The organism is Mesorhizobium sp. LSHC412B00 (assembly GCF_000503035.1).
GTDB lineage: Bacteria > Pseudomonadota > Alphaproteobacteria > Rhizobiales > Rhizobiaceae > Mesorhizobium.
Map to the genome: position 1 here is coordinate 321,235 of NZ_AYWB01000001.1, position 17,572 is coordinate 338,806.

A 17,572-nucleotide genomic window follows, 5' to 3' on the forward strand; every position below is an offset into this window, starting at 1 on the left:
ATTTCGGTTTATGCGTGAAGCCCGTTTTTGTCCAGCGGGCTGAGGCCACAAGGGCAGATTGTCGCGGGCGTTCCGCACGAAGAGAAATTTGACGAGCTTGGCCGAATGTAGCAATATGTCTACATCTTCCGGATGGAGGTGTTGATATGAATATCTCGACGAAGACGATAACCATCATGTCGAGCCGTGAATTCAACCAGGACACGGCGCATGCCAAACGGGCAGCCAAGAACGGGCCGGTCATCATTACCGACCGCGGCAAGCCCTCCCATGTGCTGATGTCGATGGAGGAATATCAGCGTTTAGAGAAGAAGCCGAGAAGCCTCGCGGACGCGATTGCCGATGATCGCCCCGAAGCAGATTTCGACTGGGAACCACCTCGCCTGGAAGGACCGTTTTTCAAGATTCCCGAACTCGACTGATGTTCATTCTTGACACCAATGTCGTTTCGAATCTGCGTCGTCGGGACAAGGCCGATCGCAACGTTTTGGCCTGGTCAGAGACCCACGACATCGCCAGCTTTTTCATGTCGGTCATTTCGATCCTGGAACTCGAAATCGGAACATTGCTCTTGTCGAGGAAGGATACTCGCCAGGCCACCATGTACCGTGAGTGGTTGGATCAGACACTCATTCCACAGTTTGACGACCGGATATTGAGCATAGACACGGCTGTTGTCCTGCGTTGCGCAAACCTCCACGTTCCCGATCCAAAGCCGGAGCGCGACGCCCTCATAGCCGCTACCGCGCTCGTCAAAAACTTGACAGTCGTGACCCGCAACACCAAGGATTTTGAAGGCACCGGCGTGAAGCTTTTCAACCCCTGGATACCGACGAAGGGTTAGAGGCTATGGCACACATCATCGACCGCGAGACCTGGACCAGGACGCCCGGCCGCTGGCAGGGCGAACTGCAATGCGGCGCCTACGGCTCCAACTCCTGCCTGATTTTCAACTATCAGGAAGAGATTGGCGGCGGCCCGCGCCTGCACACGCATCCCTATTGTGAGATATTCATCATCCGGCAAGGCACCGGCCTGTTCACGATCGGCGACCAGCAGATCGAGGCCACGGCCGGCCAGATCCTGATCGTGCCGCCCGATACGCCGCACAAATTCACCAATCTTGGCCCAGGCCCGCTCGAAACGACCGACATCCACGAAAACGGCAGCTTCATCACCGAATGGCTGGAATGAATGTTGCCGGCTGATGACCTCTAGCTTGCACCGAGCCTGACCAGCACGGCCCTTGGGATATCGTATTCGCGGATGACCGACTCATGCCGGCGCAGGCCGCAGAGTTCACGCTGGATGAAATAGGCGTGCACCGCTGCGGCAGCCTCCTTGAGCAGCCGCGGTCGCTGCTCCTTGTCGTCGTTGTTCTGACGGAGCTTGGCCAGCGTTTCCTCGACCCGTTGGCCGGCACGGCCGAGCGCTGCGGCCTTTTCAGCCAGTATCTCATGGCCGAGGGCGTCGAACGCGGCTTCGGCAGCCGAGGCGCCTAGGGATGGCGGACGCAGTGACATCTCAGCCTCCTTTTCTGTCTTGAGAGAGCATCATGCGGTGCGTGACGAATTCTTCGCCCACCACCGGCTGGAAGCCAAGCCGTTCATAGAACCCAAAGGCTTCTTGTGGCGCGCGGGTGTTCAGCACGGCAAAATGCTGACGTGCCCTGTCAATGACGGTCTCGACCAGCATGCGGCCAATGCCGCTGCGGCGATGACGCGCGCTGACGAACAGGTGCCTGACCCGGCCGTGGTCCCTGCCTTCGAAATAAGGATCGATGTTCAACCCGCACACACCAGCGAGTTCTCGGCCATGCCATGCACCAAACAGCGCCTCGCCTCGTTTCAGGAACTTGTTGCGGCCGCCCGCCCAGCCATCCGCCAGCCGCACCAGCATCCAGTAGCCTTCCAGCCGGCTCTCCTCCTTCAGCGCATCGAAGGCCGGCGCGGTTGGCCGTAGCCGCTTGAGGACGTAGCCGATATCAGGCGACGCTGCCATGCCCTACTCCGCCGGCCGTGTCTCTTCCAGCACGCTTTCCTCGTGGTAGAGGAAGCCGCCGGACTGCCGCTTCCACAGCCGCGCATAGAGCCCGTCGAGCGCCACCAGCTCGTCATGCGTGCCCTGTTCGACGATGCGGCCTCCGTCCAGCACCACAAGACGGTCGAGCGCGGCGATGGTCGACAGCCGGTGCGCTATGGCGATGACCGTCTTGTTCTCCATCAGCCTGGCCAGATTCTCCTGGATCGCCGCCTCGATGTCGGAATCGAGCGCCGAGGTCGCCTCGTCGAGGATCAGGATCGGCGCATCCTTGAGGAAGACGCGGGCGATCGCGACGCGCTGGCGCTGGCCGCCCGACAGTTTCACGCCGCGCTCGCCGACAAAAGCCTCGTAGCCGGTACGGTCCCGGTTGTCGCGCAGGCCCAATATGAACTCGTGCGCCTCGGCCTTCTTCGCCGCCGCGATCACCTCGGCCTCGGTCGCGTCCGGCATGCCGAGCTTGATGTTGTCGCGCAGCGAGCGGTGGAACAGCGCCGTGTCCTGGCTGACCACCCCGATATTGGCGCGCAGCGAGTTCTGCGTCACCTCGGCGACGTCTTGCCCGTCGATCAGGATTTTGCCGCTCTCGAGGTCGTAGAGGCGCAAGATGAGGTTGGCGAGCGTCGTCTTGCCCGCGCCCGACGGCCCGACCAGCCCGACCTTCTCGCCAGGCTTGACCACAAGGTCGATGCCATTCAGCACGCCAAAACCCTTGCCGTAGTGGAACTCGACATTCTTCACCTCGATGCGGCCGCCGGCGACGACAAGCTCTTTCGCATCCGGCGCATCGACAAGGCCAAGCGGCTGCGAGATCAGCGCCTTGGAGTTTTCCAGGACGCCGAGATTTCGCAATATGCCGTTGAGCTGCATCATCACGCGCCCGAGCAGCATGTTGAGCCGCAAGACCAGCGACAGCGTGAACGCGACGGCGCCGACGGTGATCGACCCTTCGACCCAGAGATAGACGGCAAAGCAGCCAATCGCGGTGATCATGATGCCCGACAGCGTCGTCAGCGCCATGCGCACGCCGGTCAGCCGGCGGGTGAAGGGCCGTAGTGCATCGAGATAGATGTCGAAGCCGTTCTTGATGTAGCGGTCGTCGCCGTCGGCCGAGAATAGCTTCAGCGTCTGCACGTTGGAATAGGAATCGATGATGCGCCCATTGATCATCGAGCCAGCTTCAGCCGTGGCCTCGGCATGCCTGCGGATCGAGGGCAGATAGAGCTTGGCCAGCCAGGCGAACGCGAGGATCCAGATCACCACCAGCACGGCCAGGCGCAGATCCAGCCCGGCGACCAGCGCCAAGGTCGTCACCGTATAGATGAGCATGAACCAGATGACCTCGATGAAGCTCTCCATCAGGTCGCCGGTCGCCTGCCCGGCCTGCCAGACTTTTGTCGCGATACGGCCGGCGAAATCGTTCTGGAAGAAGGTGTAGGACTGCCGCGACACATGCCGGTGCGCCTGCCAGCGCACCAGATTGTAGAAGCCCGGCGTGATCGTCTGTTCGTTGACCAGCGCCGACAGGCCGACGACGACGGTGCGGATGACCAGCACCACTGCGATCATGAAAACAAGCTCAGGCCCGGCGGCGGTCCACAGCGCGTCCCAGCTGCGTTCACCGGGAAGCTGGTCGAGAATATCGACCAGCCGCCCGACGAAGTAGAAAAGCCCGGCCTCGATCAGCGGCGCGATGCCGCCGATGACCAGCATGGCGAAGAAGGCGAACTTCGCCTGGCCGACATAGTGCCAGAGGAAGCCGCCGACGCTTGGCGGTGGCCGAAGGTCCGCCGGCTCCCTGAACGGATAGACCCAGTCCTCGAACCAGCGATAGACGGCTGTCATCATGCTGACGTCATCACTCTGCGGCTTCACCCTTCACGCCGATGTCGTTGGCAACGGCGTCATTGGCGGCATCGACCGGACCGTCGTCGAGCAGGAACCCGCCCGACTGGCGCTGCCAGAGCTGCGCGTAGAGCCCGCCGCTGGCAACGAGTTCCTCGTGCGACCCTTCCTCGATGACACGGCCCTTGTCGAGGACGACGAGCCTGTCCATCGCCGCGATGGTCGACAGCCGGTGCGCAATGGCGATGACGGTCTTGCCTTGCATGAGCTTGTAGAGATTCTCCTGGATGGCGGCCTCGGCTTCGGAATCCAGCGCCGACGTCGCTTCGTCAAGGATAAGTATCGGTGCGTCCTTCAACATAACGCGAGCAATGGCGATGCGTTGCCGCTGGCCGCCGGACAATTTGACGCCGCGGTCGCCGACATGAGCATCGAGCCCTTTACGTCCGGTGTGATCCGAAAGCCTGCCGATAAACTCCAGCGCCTCGGCCCGCCCGGCTGCCTCGACAAGCATTTCCTCCGTCGCATCGGGCCGCCCGTAAAGGATGTTGTCGCGCACCGAACGATGCAGCAGCGAAGTGTCCTGCGTCACCATGCCGATCTGCGCGCGCAGCGAATCCTGCGTCACCGAAGCGATCTCCTGGCCGTCGATCAGGATCCGGCCGTTCTCGAGGTCGTAGAACCGCAACAGGAGATTGACCAGCGTCGACTTGCCCGCACCCGAGCGCCCGACAATGCCGACTTTCTCGCCGGGCTTCACCGTCAGCGACAGGTTCTCGATGACGCCCTTCTGCTTGCCATAGTGGAAACGAATGTCGTCGAAGCGGATCTCGCCCTTGGTGACGGCAATGTCCTTCGCCCCCGGCCGGTCTTCGACCAGGCGCGGCAGCGAGATCGAGGCGATGCCGTCTTGCACCGTGCCGATGTTCTCGAACAGGCTCGACATTTCCCACATGATCCACTGCGACATGCCCCACATACGGAGCACGAGGCCGATGACCACGGCGACGGCGCCGATCGTCACCGCCTGGCCGAGCCACAGCCACAGCGCCGTCGCCGTCACCGAAAACAGGAGCAGCGCGTTGAGGATATAGAGCAGGCCGTAAAGCACCGTCACCAGCCGCATCGACCGGTAGACCGTGTCGAGGAAGCCTGCCATGCCTTCTTTGGCGAACGTTGCTTCGCGCCGTGCATGGGAAAACAACTTGACCGTCTGGATGTTGGTGTAGCTGTCAACGACGCGGCCGGTCATAGTCGAGCGCGCATTGGCCTGCGCCTCCCCGACCTTGCCCAGCTTCGGGATGATATAGCGCAACAACCCGATATAGCCGAGCAGCCAGACGCCGAGAGGTGCCGCCAGCCGCAAGTCGGCCGAGCCGACGATGAACAGCATGCCGAGGAAATAGACGATTACGTAATTGAGCACCTCGATCACCTTGATGACGCATTCGCGCACGGCGAGTGCCGTCTGCATCAGCTTGGTGGCGATGCGGCCGGCGAATTCGTCCTGGTAGAAGCTCATCGACTGCTTCAAGAGATAACGATGCACCTGCCATCGGATGCGCATGGGGTAGTTGCCCATCAGCGTCTGCTGGTTGAGCAAAGAATGCAGCCATACTGTACCTGGCAGCGCGAACAGCACGACGAAGGCCATGCCGGCGAGCTTCCAGCTCTCGGTCTGCAGGAAGGTTTCGCGGTTCTGCCCGGACAGCCAGTCGACGATGTGGCCCATGAAGCCGAACATCCACACTTCCGCGATGGCAATCGCCGTCACCAGCACCGCGTCGAGGATGATGTATGGCCAGGCGCCGCGCGTATAATGCACGCAGAAGGCAACCAGCGTCTTCGGCGGCTCGACCGGTTCCGCTGCGGGGAACGGATCGAGCCTTCTTTCAAACCAGCTAAACATAGTGATGCTCACAAAACTGTTGTCCGCTCATGCGGCGCGGGAAAAATCCCCGGGGCGCTCCGCGTCCCCAGACCGTACGTCGGCGGGGACTGACGGCCCGGAATCACCCGGGCCATCGGTCCTGCTTCGCGCAATATAGGGACTTGCGGGCTTTTCACCGACAGAAGCCTTCGACTGAGCTGACGGCACGCCGCCGCCAGTGCGGTTTTTCGCGCCCGGCCGGATCAGCCGGATGATCCGGCGCACCAGCGACGGCCGGCTGTGGTCGGGAACCGCACGCGAGAAATCGACATCCGGCAACATGCCGCGATGCGGACGCCGGCGCGTCTCGGCATGAACCGCCGACGAATAGGTCTCGCCGACTAGCAACGCCCAGGTCGCCGTCTTGCGTTCGTGCAGGCTTCTTGAACCAGGTATCTTATAGGGATCGAACATCGGTCCGTCCTCCGTGTGAAAATAGACATAAAAAGGCGAAGCAATGTCGTGCGCCGGCCTTCGGCCGGAGGCACGGATTGCATCCGTCGGGACACGAGGATAGGCCTCGGTCGCGACATGCTCAGCTGGGGCTCTAGGCCCCTTTAACCGGTTGAAAAACATCGCAGGATTCCTTCAAGAGCCGAAAATTGGGTTCGGCGGGAATCGGTGCGATCAGATCTAAGAAATCAGGTAAATCGTCGTACCGAAACCGCCGGCAGGCAGGTAAGCCCACGGGAGGGGCGCAGGATGTGCATGGTCAGCATGAAATACCCCTCCATCGGTTCGGGTTGACAATGCCTGCTGTATAATCGACTTCGCAGAAAATGGCCACCCGCAGGTCCAGCAATTTCCAAAACCAGCCACCCGCTGTGGCCGATCTGCCACTTATTAGAAAGACGCGGAAATGAACCACCGTCTCCGCATCGCCCTCTACCAGCCTGACATCGCCGGCAACACCGGAACAATCCTGCGCTTCGCCGCCTGCCTCGGCCTTGGCGTCGACATCATCGAACCAGCCGGCTTTCCGCTCTCCGACAAAGCGCTCAAGCGCGCCGGGATGGACTACCTCGAAATGGCTGCCCTGACCCGGCATGTCGACTGGAACGCCTTCGAGGATTGGCGCAAGGGCCAAGCCTGCCGGCTGGTGCTGCTCACCACCAAAGCCGCGACCCCCTATACGGGCTTCAGCTTCGCCCAAGGCGACATCCTGCTGTTCGGCCGCGAATCCGCCGGCGTGCCGGATCCTGTCCATCAGGCGGCGGATGCGCGGCTGACGATCCCGATGCAGCCGGGCACGCGCAGCATCAACGTCGCGCTGTCCGTCGCCATGGTCGCCGGTGAAGCCATCCGGCAACTCGGCTAGAACCTTCAACGCGTTGTCGTCATCGCCAACGGCCCTTGCGTCTTGCATCATTCTCACCCAGGCGCACATCGCCTTCTCCTCAATTGCCCTATCGACATTTCCTGGCTACAAGCTCAACTTAAGTTGAGGTCAAGCGGAAAATCGAGATGGCTCCGGTAAAGGAATTGACGGTCGGCCAGTTGGCCATGCGCAGCGGCGTGGCGGTGTCGGCGCTGCATTTCTACGAGGCGCGCGGGCTGATCCGCAGCCACCGCACGTCGGGCAACCAGCGGCGCTATGGCCGCGACGTGCTGCGGCGGGTGGCGATCATCCGGATCGCCCAGGAGGTCGGCATCTCGCTGGCCGAGATCGGCGCCGCACTTGAATCGCTGCCAGAAGGCCGTACCCCGACGCGCGAGGACTGGAACCTGTTGTCGACCGGCTGGCGCGACGACCTCGATCGCAAGATCACTCAGCTAAAGAAGCTGCGCGACGGCCTTACCGACTGCATCGGCTGCGGCTGCATGTCGATCGACAAATGCCCGCTGCGAAACAGGGAAGATCGCTTGAGTGCGCAAGGGCCGGGCGCAAGGCGACTGCTTGTGGAATCCTAATCCGCCGCGGGCAGCCGCCGTATGGTGAATTCGATTACGTCGCCCGGCCGCTCGAACCAGCTTTCGATCTCGGTCCAGTAGGCCTGCTTGGGAAAACGCTCGAACCATTCCTTGGCCTTGAGCCGCGCATCCGGGCGCGGCAGGACGAAGGTCTCGCGCAAAAACCCGTCACGCGGCACGCGCTCGCGCTCGGCGCGTGAACGATCGAGCCTTTTCTTCAGGCCATGCAGCGGCGGTCTTGCCGGCGTGCGCATGAAAGAACTCCTGGGCCGAACCAGATGACACTTGACCCTTGCCCCTAAGAGATTAGGGATCGCGCCCGGAAAAGGCTAGTGGTCCGATTCCAACATTCGCCTCCCTAATCCCCAGGCGCCGTTGCGAATGTTGGAATCACAAGGACCGCTAGCAAGTTTATGTTTCTGGTGGAGTTTTCGAATTTGACATTTGCATCGTGCCCTGCGCCACGCTGTGTGCAAATGTCAAATTCACTCCACTAGGTCCTTTGTCGGCCGCGACCGGAGACAGCATTTTGGAACGACCAGAAATACCGGCAGGCCTGCCACCCGACATCGAACAGAAGAAAATGAAGGCCAGGCTCTGGTTCGAGACGCTGCGCGAGCGCATCTGCACCACCTTCGAGCAGATCGAGCAGGACTTGACCGGTCCGCTGGCCGAATGGTCGCCCGGCCGCTTCGAAAAGACGCCGTGGGAACGAGACCATGGCAAGGGCGGCGGCGGCGCCATGTCGATGATGCGCGGCCGCGTCTTCGAGAAGGTCGGCGTCCATACTTCGACCGTCTATGGCGAATTCTCGCCCGAATTCAGGAAGCAGATGCCCGGCGCCGAGGAAGACCCGAGCTTCTGGGCATCAGGCATTTCGTTGATCGCGCATCCCTGGAACCCCAACGTGCCGGCCGTGCACATGAACACCCGCATGGTCGTGACGTCGCGCCACTGGTTTGGCGGCGGCGCCGATCTGACGCCGGTGCTCGACCGCAACCGCACGGAAGATCACCCCGACACGCTCGCCTTCCATCGAGCCATGCAGTTCGCCTGCGAGAAGAACGCTGCGATCGCCGACCACCCCAAATTCAAGGCCTGGTGCGACGAGTATTTCTATCTGCCGCACCGCCACGAGCCGCGCGGCGTCGGCGGCATCTTTTTCGACTGGCTGCATTCGGGGGAGGAGAAAGGCGGCTGGAATGCCGATTTGAACTTCGTCCAGGATGTCGGGCGTTCTTTCCTTGTCGTCTACGGACACCTGGTTCGCGCCCATTTCAACGAGAACTGGACCGACGACGACCGCGACGAGCAGCTCATTCGCCGCGGCCGTTACGTCGAATTCAACCTTCTTCACGATCGCGGCACCATCTTCGGCCTGAAGACCGGCGGCAATGTCGCTTCGATCCTGTCCAGCCTGCCGCCGGAGGTCAGGTGGCCGTAAAAAATCGGTGAGCGAAACGTGAGCCGCATTGACGTCCCATTCGCCGAATCTGGGCAGCCAATGTGGCATCGCCATTATCTTTTTCGTCTAATAGGCAATTGAAATAAAACGACTATTTGTCGTTTCGGGCCGGGAAGCGCCGGCGGTTCAGTCCCGAACCGCGACACGACGCTACCGGACGGCCCTGAACAAGGCGGAGCATTTTCCAAACGGATGCCCGCATTTCCAGGAGTATTACATGCGAAAGCTCATTGTTTCGGCAGCCGCCGCTGCCCTTCTCGCTTCCGGCTCGATTGCCTTTGCCGCGGTCAAGCACACCACGGGCACGGTCAAGACCTATGATGGCACGGCCATGAGCCTCGTTCTGGACGATGGATCGACCTTTACGCTGCCCAAGACCTTCAAGGATCCTGGCCTGAAGGCCGGCGAAAAGGTCCGCGTTTCCTGGGACATGAGCGGCAAGAACAAGGTTGCCGAGTCCGTCAAGATCGTGAAGTGACCGGGACAAGACCGAACGGTCTCGCCTTGGCTTAGCCTGACAAGAGGGGCGGAGCAGCGCTGCTCCGCCTTTTTCGCACCCACGGCAACCAAAATGGTCGAACCGTGTTATGCTAGCTCCCCCGTGCGTGCCCCCGAAACCGACTGCTGTGACAGGGCGCGGAACAGAGATGGCGGAGCTTCGTGTGCCCATGAGAGGCACAGGCTCCAAGGAGGAAAGGAGAAAATCCCATGAAGGAATTCCATTGCGGCTCGCTGGTTCCCGGCTGTGAGTGGCACACGCGTGCCGGTGAGGAAGCCGAGGTCATGCGCCGCGCCGTCGACCATATGCGCGAGACACATGGCGAAACGGTCATTCGCGAGACGATGATCGAGGCGATCCGCTCGCGCATCGAGAAAGTTCGCGACGCGGCCTGAGCAGTCCTATCTGGCCTTCAAGGCTTCCGCGGCGCGCTCCAGCAGCGCGTCGCGATCGAGCGCAAAGCCGGACCCGATCCATTCCTTTTCCAGGTTTTTCAGGATCGCACCGAGTATTGGCCCCGGCGACGCGCCAAGCGCCGTCAGATCGCCGCCCTTGACTGGGAACACCGGTTTTTCCCATTTCAGCGCAAAAGCGAGCAGGCGCGAAAACCCGCCGGCCTGAACCAGCGCGTCATTGTCCTCGAGAGCCCGCGCTCGCGCCGACGCCAGCGACAGCCGCAGGCGATCGAGAAAACCCTGGCGCTCGCCGGAATAGAGTTTCTTGGCCAGTTCCGCTTCGCTTGTCTTGGGCTCGACGGCAGCCGTCAGCGCCCAGTGGCGCAGGCGCTCCGCCTCAGTGGTCGAAAGTTTCAGCCGCTCGGCCAGTGTCTTCATCCTCGCCGCATCGGGCGGCACGATCGCCTCCAGCCTGAGCAGCGGGTCCGGCGCCCAGCCCAGATCCTTTTCTGTCTTGGTCAGCCCATGAATGGCATCGATGCCCCATTTCTCGCTTTCCGGCAGGGCGCTGGTGAGCACGCCGGCCTGGCGCATCCACAGCAAGGCGCGCGACGGATCTGGGGCCGATAACAACTTCTTCAGCTCGGACCAGATGCGTTCGGCCGAGAGATGGGCGAGACCGTCCTTGAGCCGGGCGCAGGCCTTCAATCCCTCGGCATCGGGCCGACCCTCGCCATACCAGGCGAAAAAGCGGAAGAAACGCAGGATGCGCAGATAGTCTTCGCGGATCCGCTGCTCGGCATCGCCAATGAAGCGCAGCCTTCGTGCCTCGATATCGCCGACGCCGCCGACCAGGTCGACCACCGTCCCGTCAGCCTCCGCATAGAGCGCGTTGATGGTGAAATCGCGCCGTTCGGCGTCGGCCTTCCAGTCGCGGCCGAACGACACTTTGGCGCGGCGGCCATCGGTCTCGATGTCGGCGCGCAGCGTGGTGACCTCATAGGGCGCGCCGCCGGCAATCACCGTGATCGTGCCGTGTTCGATGCCGGTCGGCACTGCCTTGAAGCCCGCCGCCTCGGCGCGGCGAACGGTTTCCTCGGGCAGGCAAGTGGTAGCAACGTCGATATCGGCGACCGGCTGCCCAATCAGCGCATTGCGCACCGCGCCGCCCGCGATGCGGGCTTCCTCGCCGCCCTGCGCCAGCACGGCAAGCAGCCGCTGGAGATGCTTTTCACCCAGCCAGTCGGCTCTGCCCGCCAGCGATATCGGATCACTCAAGCATAGAGCCTTTCATAGAGCGTGCGGATGATGCCGGCAGTGACGCCCCAGATGCGCTGGCCGCCATAGGGCATATCGTAGAAGAACCATTCCAGGTCGTTCCACATGCGGCTGTCCCTGGTGTGGTTGGCCGGATCCATCAGGAACGAAAGCGGCACTTCGAAGGCGGCGTCGACCTCGTCGGAATTGAGCGACAGCGTAAAACCGGGCTCGACGATCGCCAGCACCGGCGCGATGCGATAGCCGCTGCCGGCGACATAATCGGGCATGCGGCCGATGATCTCGATGCGGTCCTGGCCGAGCCCGATCTCCTCGAAGGTTTCGCGCAAGGCCGCTGCTTCCGGGGTCGCATCGGTGGGATCAATGGTGCCGCCGGGAAAAGCCACCTGCCCCGAATGGCTGCGCAGTTTTTCCGCCCGCTTGGTCAAAAGCACGGTCGCATCGCGTCCATGATCGACGACCGGGATCAGCACTGCGGCGTCGCGCAGCGCTTTGAGCTGCGTCAACCGTGGATGGCCGGGGTTGAAGCGATGATCGCCATAATCGTCGCCGGCATGGGCTTCAGCTTGCGCCGCGACCCGCGCGCGAAAATCCGCTGTGGAAAACGGCGGCGGCCTCACCTGATCCATCATGCGCTCAGCCGCTTCAGTTTTTCCGCCGGCATGATCGGATAGATTTCGCCTTTCGAGCGCACGGCAAACATCGTCTTGCCGCCGATATCGATCTCCTCGCCATGCTCGACCAGTTCGTACATCACCGGCCGCGCCACCAGCGCTTCCAGCCTCCCGCGCACCAGCACATAGGGCTTCAGGCCGCCGGTCTCGTTCTCGTCGACGAAGCGCAGCGGATGGCCAGGTCCGGCCTCGACGACATCGCCGACATTGGTGCGGAAAGTGATGGTCTGCTCGGCGCCGGCGCCGGAAACATCCATTTCAACCGCGATGAAAGGCGCGTCCACGACGCGGATGCCGACCCGTTCGACCGGCGTCACCAGATAGGTCCTGCCATCCTCGTCCTTGCGCAGCACGCTGGAAAACAGCTGCACCAGCGGCATGCGGCCGATCGGCGTGCCGAGATAGAACCACGTTCCGTCTTGTTTGATCTCCATGTCGAGATCGCCGCAAAAGTCGGGATTCCAGCGCTCCACCGGCGCCGCGCCCTTGCCGGCGCGAGCCGCACGCGAGATCAACGCTTCGAGACCGCGCGCCTCGGTTGCGGCAGCAAGGCTGTGTTCGCGATGTTCGGAGCGTTCCGTCATGGTCACGAAATAGTCACTGTTGTTCCGCTTGTCAGCCTAAGTCTGTGATTTAAATTCATTCGTAGGCGCCAGGCGAAGCCGAATCGCGGCATTCTAAGGCACTACAGTGCAAGCCGGTACTTCCAGCACAAGGATCGATGCGGCATGAGCGTAATGGTCAAGGAAAGCCCAATCAGCGAAAAGGACATGATCGCCCAGGCCGAGACGGCGCTGGCCGATATTTCCAGGGTGCGCGACGGCGTCGGCCGCGTCATTTTCGGCCAGGAAGTGGTGGTCGAGCGCACGCTGGTGGCGCTGCTTGCCGGCGGCCATGCGCTGCTGGTCGGCGTGCCCGGCCTTGCCAAGACCAAGCTGGTCGAAACGCTCGGTGTCGTGCTCGGCCTCGATTCGCGCCGCATCCAGTTCACACCCGACCTGATGCCGTCGGACATTCTCGGCTCAGAGGTGATGGAACAGGACGAGGCCGGCAAGCGCTCCTTCCGCTTCATCTCCGGCCCGATCTTCGCGCAATTGCTGATGGCCGACGAGATCAACCGCGCCTCGCCGCGCACCCAGTCGGCGCTGCTGCAGGCGATGCAGGAATATCACGTCACCATCGCCGGCATTCGCCACGACCTGCCCGCACCCTTCCATGTACTGGCGACGCAAAACCCGCTGGAGCAGGAAGGCACCTATCCCCTGCCCGAAGCGCAGCTCGACCGCTTCCTGATGCAGGTCGACATCCTTTATCCCGAAATCGAGGCCGAGCGGCGCATTCTGCTCGAAACCACCGGCATCGAGGACGCCAAGGCGCAAAACGTCCTGCAGCCGGCGCGGCTGAGGGAAATCCAGACGCTGATCCGCCGTATGCCGGTGCCCGAAAGCGTCGTCGACGCCATCCTCAAACTGGTGCGTTCGGCGCGTCCCGGCCAGGGCAATGCCGAGACCGACAAGCATGTCGCCTGGGGTCCCGGCCCGCGCGCCAGCCAGGCGCTGACGCTGTGCGCCCGTGCGCGCGCGCTTTATGACGGGCGGCTGGCGCCGTCGGTGGACGACATCCGCGCGCTGGCCGAACCGGTGCTGCAGCACCGCATGGCGCTGACCTTTGCCGCCCGCGCCGAGGGCACGACCGTGCGCGACGTGGTAGCGAAACTGGCCAAAGGAATCTGATGGCGCGTATCGGCGAAGTCCAGGCACCGGCAGCGACGCGCGACGCGCTCGCCAGGGGCCGGTTGCGGGCTTCGCTGGTGCCGGACCTGCTGGTCGAGGCGCGCCGTATCGTCAACACGGTAATTGCCGGCTGGCATGGCCGCCGCAAGCGCGGCATCGGCGAGAATTTCTGGCAGTTCCGCCCCTATGTCGAAGGCGATTCCTCGCGCATCGACTGGCGCCGTTCGGCCCGCGACGACCACACCTATGTGCGCGACCGCGAATGGGAAGCAGCCCACACGGTGTGGCTTTGGGCCGACCCATCGCCCTCCATGCTCTACAAATCGACTGGCGTCAGCGTTTCCAAGGAATCGCGCGCGCTGGTGCTGGCACTGGCCATGGCCGAATTGCTATCTCGCAGCGGCGAGCGCATCGCCTGGCCCGGCCTGACCGATCCGTTCACCGCCCGCAACGGCGCCGAGCGCATCGCGGCGCAATTGATGCACGCCGCCGACCCGCCGGCAAAGCCTGACCTGTCCGCCATCCGCCGCTTCTGCGACATCGTCGTCGTCAGCGATTTCCTCGACCCGGTCGAGGAGACCATGGAATGGCTCGATGTGCTGGCGCGGCATGGCGTGCGTGCGCATCTGATCGAGGTTGCCGATCCGGCGGAGGAGACCTTTCCCTATGCCGGCCGCACCGAATTCACCGATCCCGAGACCGGCGACAAGCTGACCGCCGGCCGCGCCGAAATGCTCGGCGACGAATACCGCTTGCTCTACACCGCCCGCCGCCAGGAGTTGGCCAGCTGGTGCAAGCGCCTCGGCTGGAGCTACACCGTCAACCACACCGACCGCCTCGCTTCCGAGGCGTTGGTGCGCATCCACATGGCGATGACCGCCGATGGCGCATTCGTGGGAAAGGCCGGCGCATGAGCTGGCTGCCGCTCTCCTTTGGCGCTCCCATGGTGTTGTGGGGCCTGCTGGCGCTGCCGGTGATCTGGTGGCTGCTCAGGCTCACACCGCCCAAGCCGCAGTCCGAAATCTTTCCGCCGCTGAAGATCCTCGCTCGCGTGCTGAAGCGCGAGGAAACGCCGCAGCAGAGCCCGTGGTGGCTGACGCTGCTGCGGCTGTTGATGGCAGCCCTTGTCGTCGCGGCATTAGCCGAACCCGTTTTCAATCCGCGCGAAAAATTGCCGGCCGAGGGCGCCGCCCTGGCGCTCGTCATCGACAATGACTGGGCGAGTGCTGCCGACTGGGGCAAGCGCGTCGCCACCGCCCAGCGGCTGATCGCCGATGCCGGTTCGAACGGCGTACCGGTCGTCATCGCCTTCACCGCCGAAAAGCCGAACGCCGAGATCGGCCCCTTCGATGCGGCGGCTGCCCTCGACCGGCTGCGCGCCGCCAAGCCGAGGCCGATCCCGACCGACCGACCCGCTGTCTATGCCCGCGTCGCCGGCGTGCTGGAAACCTTGCCCGGCGCCAGCGTTGCCGTTCTCGCCGACGGCCTTGCGGCAAAGGGCGACGAGGCCGCCTTCAACACACTGCTGTCGAAAAACGCCGCCCGTGTCGTCTGGGCCAATTCCGACCGGCTGGCGCTGACTGGGCTCACTGGCGCCGAAAATCAGGTCGACGGCTTCGCCCTGACCGCCATCCGCGCGCCCGGCGATCCGGCGCCGGCACAAGTCACCGCCGGCGCCTTCGACGATAAGGGCCGCCGCATCGCCGACGCGACGCTGACCTTCGCGCCGGGTGAGACTACCGCCACCGGCACGATGGCGGTGCCGTTCGAACTGCGCAACGACTTCGCCTCGATCGCGCTCGACGGCGAACGCCAGGCAGGTGCGGTGCGCGTGCTCGACGAAAGCTCCAAGCGCCGCCGCGTCGGACTTTTATCGCAGGCCGAGGCCGACCAGGCGCAGCCGCTTCTGTCGCCGCTCTATTACATCAGGCGCGCGCTGCAGCCTTTCGCCGATCTGGTCGAACCGTCGAGCGTCGATCTCGCCGACGCCATCCCGCAGCTTCTCGACCAGAAGCCGGCGATGATCGTCATGGCCGATATCGGTACCATTCCGCCGCAGGTCCATCAGCGGCTGGGCGACTGGGTCGACAATGGCGGCACGCTGGTGCGCTTTGCCGGTTCGCGGCTGGCCGCCGCCGGCAATGACGATGATCTGTTGCCGGTCAGGCTGCGCACCGGCGAGCGCTCGCTTGGCGGCGCGCTGTCATGGACGACGCCGCAAGCGGTGACCGAATTCCCGAAGAACGGCCCGTTCGCCGACCTCGCACCGCCGGCCGAGGTCACGGTGAGCCGGCAGGTGTTGGCCGAACCGACGCCGGACATCGTCGAACGCACCTGGGCAACCCTTGCCGATGGCACCCCGCTGGTGACCGGGTTGAAGAAGGGCAAGGGCACGCTGGTTCTGTTCCACATCACCCCGGAAGCGACATGGTCGACGCTGCCGATCTCCGGCAGCTTCGTCGAGATGCTGCGGCGCATCGTGCAGTTGTCGCGCAACCAGGGTGCGGCGGTTGCCAACGCCGAAGCCGCTGCTACGTCGCTGGCGCCTTATCGCATGATAGCCGCCGACGGCACTTTGGTGCCGCCGACGCCGGATGCGCGACCGCTGGTCCCCGGCGCCGGCACGCTGCCGGTGACGTTCGAGAACCCGCCCGGCCTCTACGGCTCGGAAACCGGCGTTTTCGCCCACAATCTGCTCGACCCGGCCACCGCCTTCGCGCCGCTGGTGCGCCCGCAATTCACAGTGCCGGTGACCAATATCCAGTACGCTTTCGATGAATCGCGCGACCTCAAGGGATCGCTGGTCACAGGGGCCCTTGTGCTTATGCTGCTCGACACGCTGGCGGTGTTCTGGATGGGCGGGCTGATGTCGCGCCGACCGCGCCGCGCCCGATCGGCCGCGGCAACGACGGCTGCGCTGCTGCTTGGCCTCGGCATGCTGTTTGGCCATGCCGACCTCGCCCGCGCCGACGACGCCAAGCCCGGCGATGCCGCCGCTATCGAGGACATTGCCAAGACCCGCATCGCCTATGTGCTGACCGGTGTGCCCGGTGACGATTCGATCAGCCGCGCAGGGCTCGAAGGCTTGACCCGCTTCCTGATCGAGAAGACCGCGCTCGAGCCGGGCGCGCCGGCGGGCGTCGATATCTCGAAGGACGAGCTTTCCTTTTATCCGCTGATCTACTGGCCGATCGATCCCTCCGCGCCGATGCCGAGCCAAGCCGCGATCGCCCGCATCGACGCCTATATGCAGCAGGGCGGCACGGTGCTGTTCGACACGCGCGACCAGTTCGCCAACGGCATCGGTGCGGATTCGGCGAGCCCGGCGACGGAACGGTTGCGCGACATTCTCGGCAATCTCAACGTGCCGCCGCTGGAGCCGGTGCCCGCCGACCATGTGCTGACCAAATCCTTCTTCATCCTGCCCGAATTTCCCGGCCGCTTCTCCGGCAGCCCGCTCTGGGTGGAAGCCTCGCTCGAGGCCAGCAATGCCGAGAATCGGCCGGTACGCGTCGGCGACGGCGTCTCGCCGATCCTGATCACCGCCAATGATTTTGCCGGCGCCTGGGCCGTCGACGAGAATGGTGACCCGCTTTTGCCGACCGTGCCATCGGATCCGATGCAGCGCATCTATGCGCTGCGCGCCGGCGTCAACATCATGATGTACATGCTGACCGGCAACTACAAATCCGACCAGGTGCACGTGCCGATCCTGCTCGAACGGCTGGGGCAGTAGAATGGCGGTATTGGCTAATTTCGTCTCGATCCTGTCTGGCGCCGGCGGCGCAGCCTCACCCTCCTC

The 17,572-nt window shown here is 63.5% G+C and carries 20 protein-coding genes; 11 read left to right on the plus strand and 9 right to left on the minus strand.

Annotated features, from left to right (window positions below; all coding sequences use genetic code 11):
• The first annotated feature begins 146 nt into the window (after positions 1-146).
• The 3 genes from X757_RS162970 to X757_RS162960 are packed head-to-tail and all read left to right on the plus strand — an operon-like array spanning position 147 to position 1,194.
• Positions 147-422 (plus strand): type II toxin-antitoxin system Phd/YefM family antitoxin, encoded by a 276-nt coding sequence (locus X757_RS162970; RefSeq protein ID WP_023701566.1) that lies wholly within the window; start codon positions 147-149, stop codon positions 420-422.
• Entirely contained in the window at positions 422-844 is a 423-nt protein-coding gene (locus X757_RS162965) for a type II toxin-antitoxin system VapC family toxin (protein WP_023724964.1), read from the plus strand. Before X757_RS162970 ends, X757_RS162965 begins: the two co-directional genes overlap by 1 nt.
• Positions 845-849: 5 nt before the next feature.
• A complete protein-coding gene (locus X757_RS162960) occupies positions 850-1,194 on the plus strand; it encodes a cupin domain-containing protein (protein WP_023724965.1) in 345 nt (114 codons plus the stop codon).
• Between the two features lie 20 nt (positions 1,195-1,214).
• On the opposite strand, the gene X757_RS162955 is transcribed toward X757_RS162960, so the two are convergent.
• Genes X757_RS162955 through X757_RS0133065 form a run of 5 tightly spaced genes read right to left on the minus strand, consistent with a single transcriptional unit; the run spans position 1,215 to position 6,229 of the window.
• Positions 1,215-1,523: a DUF6665 family protein gene (locus X757_RS162955; RefSeq protein WP_023724966.1), complete on the minus strand. Its 309-nt coding sequence runs from the start codon at positions 1,521-1,523 to the stop codon at positions 1,215-1,217.
• A 1-nt stretch (position 1,524) separates the two neighbouring features.
• Positions 1,525-2,001, minus strand: coding sequence for a GNAT family N-acetyltransferase (locus tag X757_RS162950; RefSeq protein ID WP_023691590.1), 477 nt, complete (start codon positions 1,999-2,001; stop codon positions 1,525-1,527).
• A 3-nt stretch (positions 2,002-2,004) separates the two neighbouring features.
• Positions 2,005-3,888, minus strand: a complete 1,884-nt coding sequence (locus tag X757_RS162945; protein WP_023705914.1) for an ABC transporter ATP-binding protein — start codon at positions 3,886-3,888, stop codon at positions 2,005-2,007.
• A gap of 10 nt (positions 3,889-3,898) precedes the next feature.
• Complete coding sequence (locus X757_RS162940) at positions 3,899-5,794, minus strand: ABC transporter ATP-binding protein (RefSeq protein ID WP_023724967.1); 1,896 nt, start codon at positions 5,792-5,794, stop codon at positions 3,899-3,901.
• A 27-nt stretch (positions 5,795-5,821) separates the two neighbouring features.
• Positions 5,822-6,229, minus strand: coding sequence for a hypothetical protein (locus tag X757_RS0133065; protein ID WP_023705916.1), 408 nt, complete (start codon positions 6,227-6,229; stop codon positions 5,822-5,824).
• A gap of 445 nt (positions 6,230-6,674) precedes the next feature.
• Here X757_RS0133065 and X757_RS162935 point away from each other — a divergent pair, with 445 nt between their 5' ends.
• Together X757_RS162935 and soxR are read left to right on the plus strand one after the other, a co-directional pair.
• The gene (locus tag X757_RS162935; RefSeq protein ID WP_023670018.1) at positions 6,675-7,133 is read left to right on the plus strand and encodes a tRNA (cytidine(34)-2'-O)-methyltransferase; all 459 of its coding nucleotides are present in this window, start codon (positions 6,675-6,677) and stop codon (positions 7,131-7,133) included.
• A 146-nt stretch (positions 7,134-7,279) separates the two neighbouring features.
• The gene (soxR, locus tag X757_RS162930; RefSeq protein ID WP_023691595.1) at positions 7,280-7,726 is read left to right on the plus strand and encodes a redox-sensitive transcriptional activator SoxR; all 447 of its coding nucleotides are present in this window, start codon (positions 7,280-7,282) and stop codon (positions 7,724-7,726) included.
• Here the strand turns inward: soxR and X757_RS162925 are convergent.
• Positions 7,723-7,980: a hypothetical protein gene (locus tag X757_RS162925; protein ID WP_023724968.1), complete on the minus strand. Its 258-nt coding sequence runs from the start codon at positions 7,978-7,980 to the stop codon at positions 7,723-7,725. The genes soxR and X757_RS162925 overlap by 4 nt on opposite strands.
• Positions 7,981-8,255: 275 nt before the next feature.
• On the opposite strand from X757_RS162925, the gene hemF reads away from it, so the two are divergent.
• The 3 genes from hemF (at position 8,256) to X757_RS162910 (ending at position 10,085) form a co-directional block, all read left to right on the plus strand.
• Positions 8,256-9,170, plus strand: a complete 915-nt coding sequence (gene hemF / locus X757_RS162920) for an oxygen-dependent coproporphyrinogen oxidase (protein WP_023724969.1) — start codon at positions 8,256-8,258, stop codon at positions 9,168-9,170.
• 238 nt (positions 9,171-9,408) lie between these two features.
• Entirely contained in the window at positions 9,409-9,669 is a 261-nt protein-coding gene (locus X757_RS162915; protein ID WP_023670014.1) for a DUF1344 domain-containing protein, read from the plus strand.
• A 230-nt stretch (positions 9,670-9,899) separates the two neighbouring features.
• The gene (locus X757_RS162910) at positions 9,900-10,085 is read left to right on the plus strand and encodes a DUF1059 domain-containing protein (protein ID WP_023670013.1); all 186 of its coding nucleotides are present in this window, start codon (positions 9,900-9,902) and stop codon (positions 10,083-10,085) included.
• Positions 10,086-10,091: 6 nt separating this feature from the next.
• Here X757_RS162910 and X757_RS162905 read toward each other — a convergent pair whose 3' ends face one another.
• From X757_RS162905 to X757_RS162895, 3 genes are read right to left on the minus strand one after another with little or no spacing between them, the layout of a single operon-like run.
• On the minus strand, positions 10,092-11,363 hold the full coding sequence (locus X757_RS162905; RefSeq protein ID WP_031203840.1) for a CCA tRNA nucleotidyltransferase: 1,272 nt from the start codon (positions 11,361-11,363) through the stop codon (positions 10,092-10,094).
• Entirely contained in the window at positions 11,360-11,992 is a 633-nt protein-coding gene (locus X757_RS162900; protein WP_023724971.1) for a CoA pyrophosphatase, read from the minus strand. The genes X757_RS162905 and X757_RS162900 overlap by 4 nt, the downstream gene beginning before the upstream one ends.
• Complete coding sequence (locus tag X757_RS162895; RefSeq protein ID WP_023670010.1) at positions 11,992-12,621, minus strand: DUF1285 domain-containing protein; 630 nt, start codon at positions 12,619-12,621, stop codon at positions 11,992-11,994. Before X757_RS162895 ends, X757_RS162900 begins: the two co-directional genes overlap by 1 nt.
• Positions 12,622-12,765: 144 nt before the next feature.
• Between X757_RS162895 and X757_RS162890 the strand changes: the two genes are divergently transcribed.
• From X757_RS162890 to X757_RS162880, 3 genes are read left to right on the plus strand one after another with little or no spacing between them, the layout of a single operon-like run.
• On the plus strand, positions 12,766-13,770 hold the full coding sequence (locus tag X757_RS162890) for a MoxR family ATPase (RefSeq protein ID WP_023670009.1): 1,005 nt from the start codon (positions 12,766-12,768) through the stop codon (positions 13,768-13,770).
• Positions 13,770-14,684, plus strand: coding sequence for a DUF58 domain-containing protein (locus tag X757_RS162885; RefSeq protein ID WP_023724972.1), 915 nt, complete (start codon positions 13,770-13,772; stop codon positions 14,682-14,684). The genes X757_RS162890 and X757_RS162885 overlap by 1 nt, the downstream gene beginning before the upstream one ends.
• The gene (locus X757_RS162880) at positions 14,681-17,506 is read left to right on the plus strand and encodes a DUF4159 domain-containing protein (RefSeq protein WP_023724973.1); all 2,826 of its coding nucleotides are present in this window, start codon (positions 14,681-14,683) and stop codon (positions 17,504-17,506) included. Before X757_RS162885 ends, X757_RS162880 begins: the two co-directional genes overlap by 4 nt.
• Positions 17,507-17,572 lie beyond the last annotated feature (66 nt).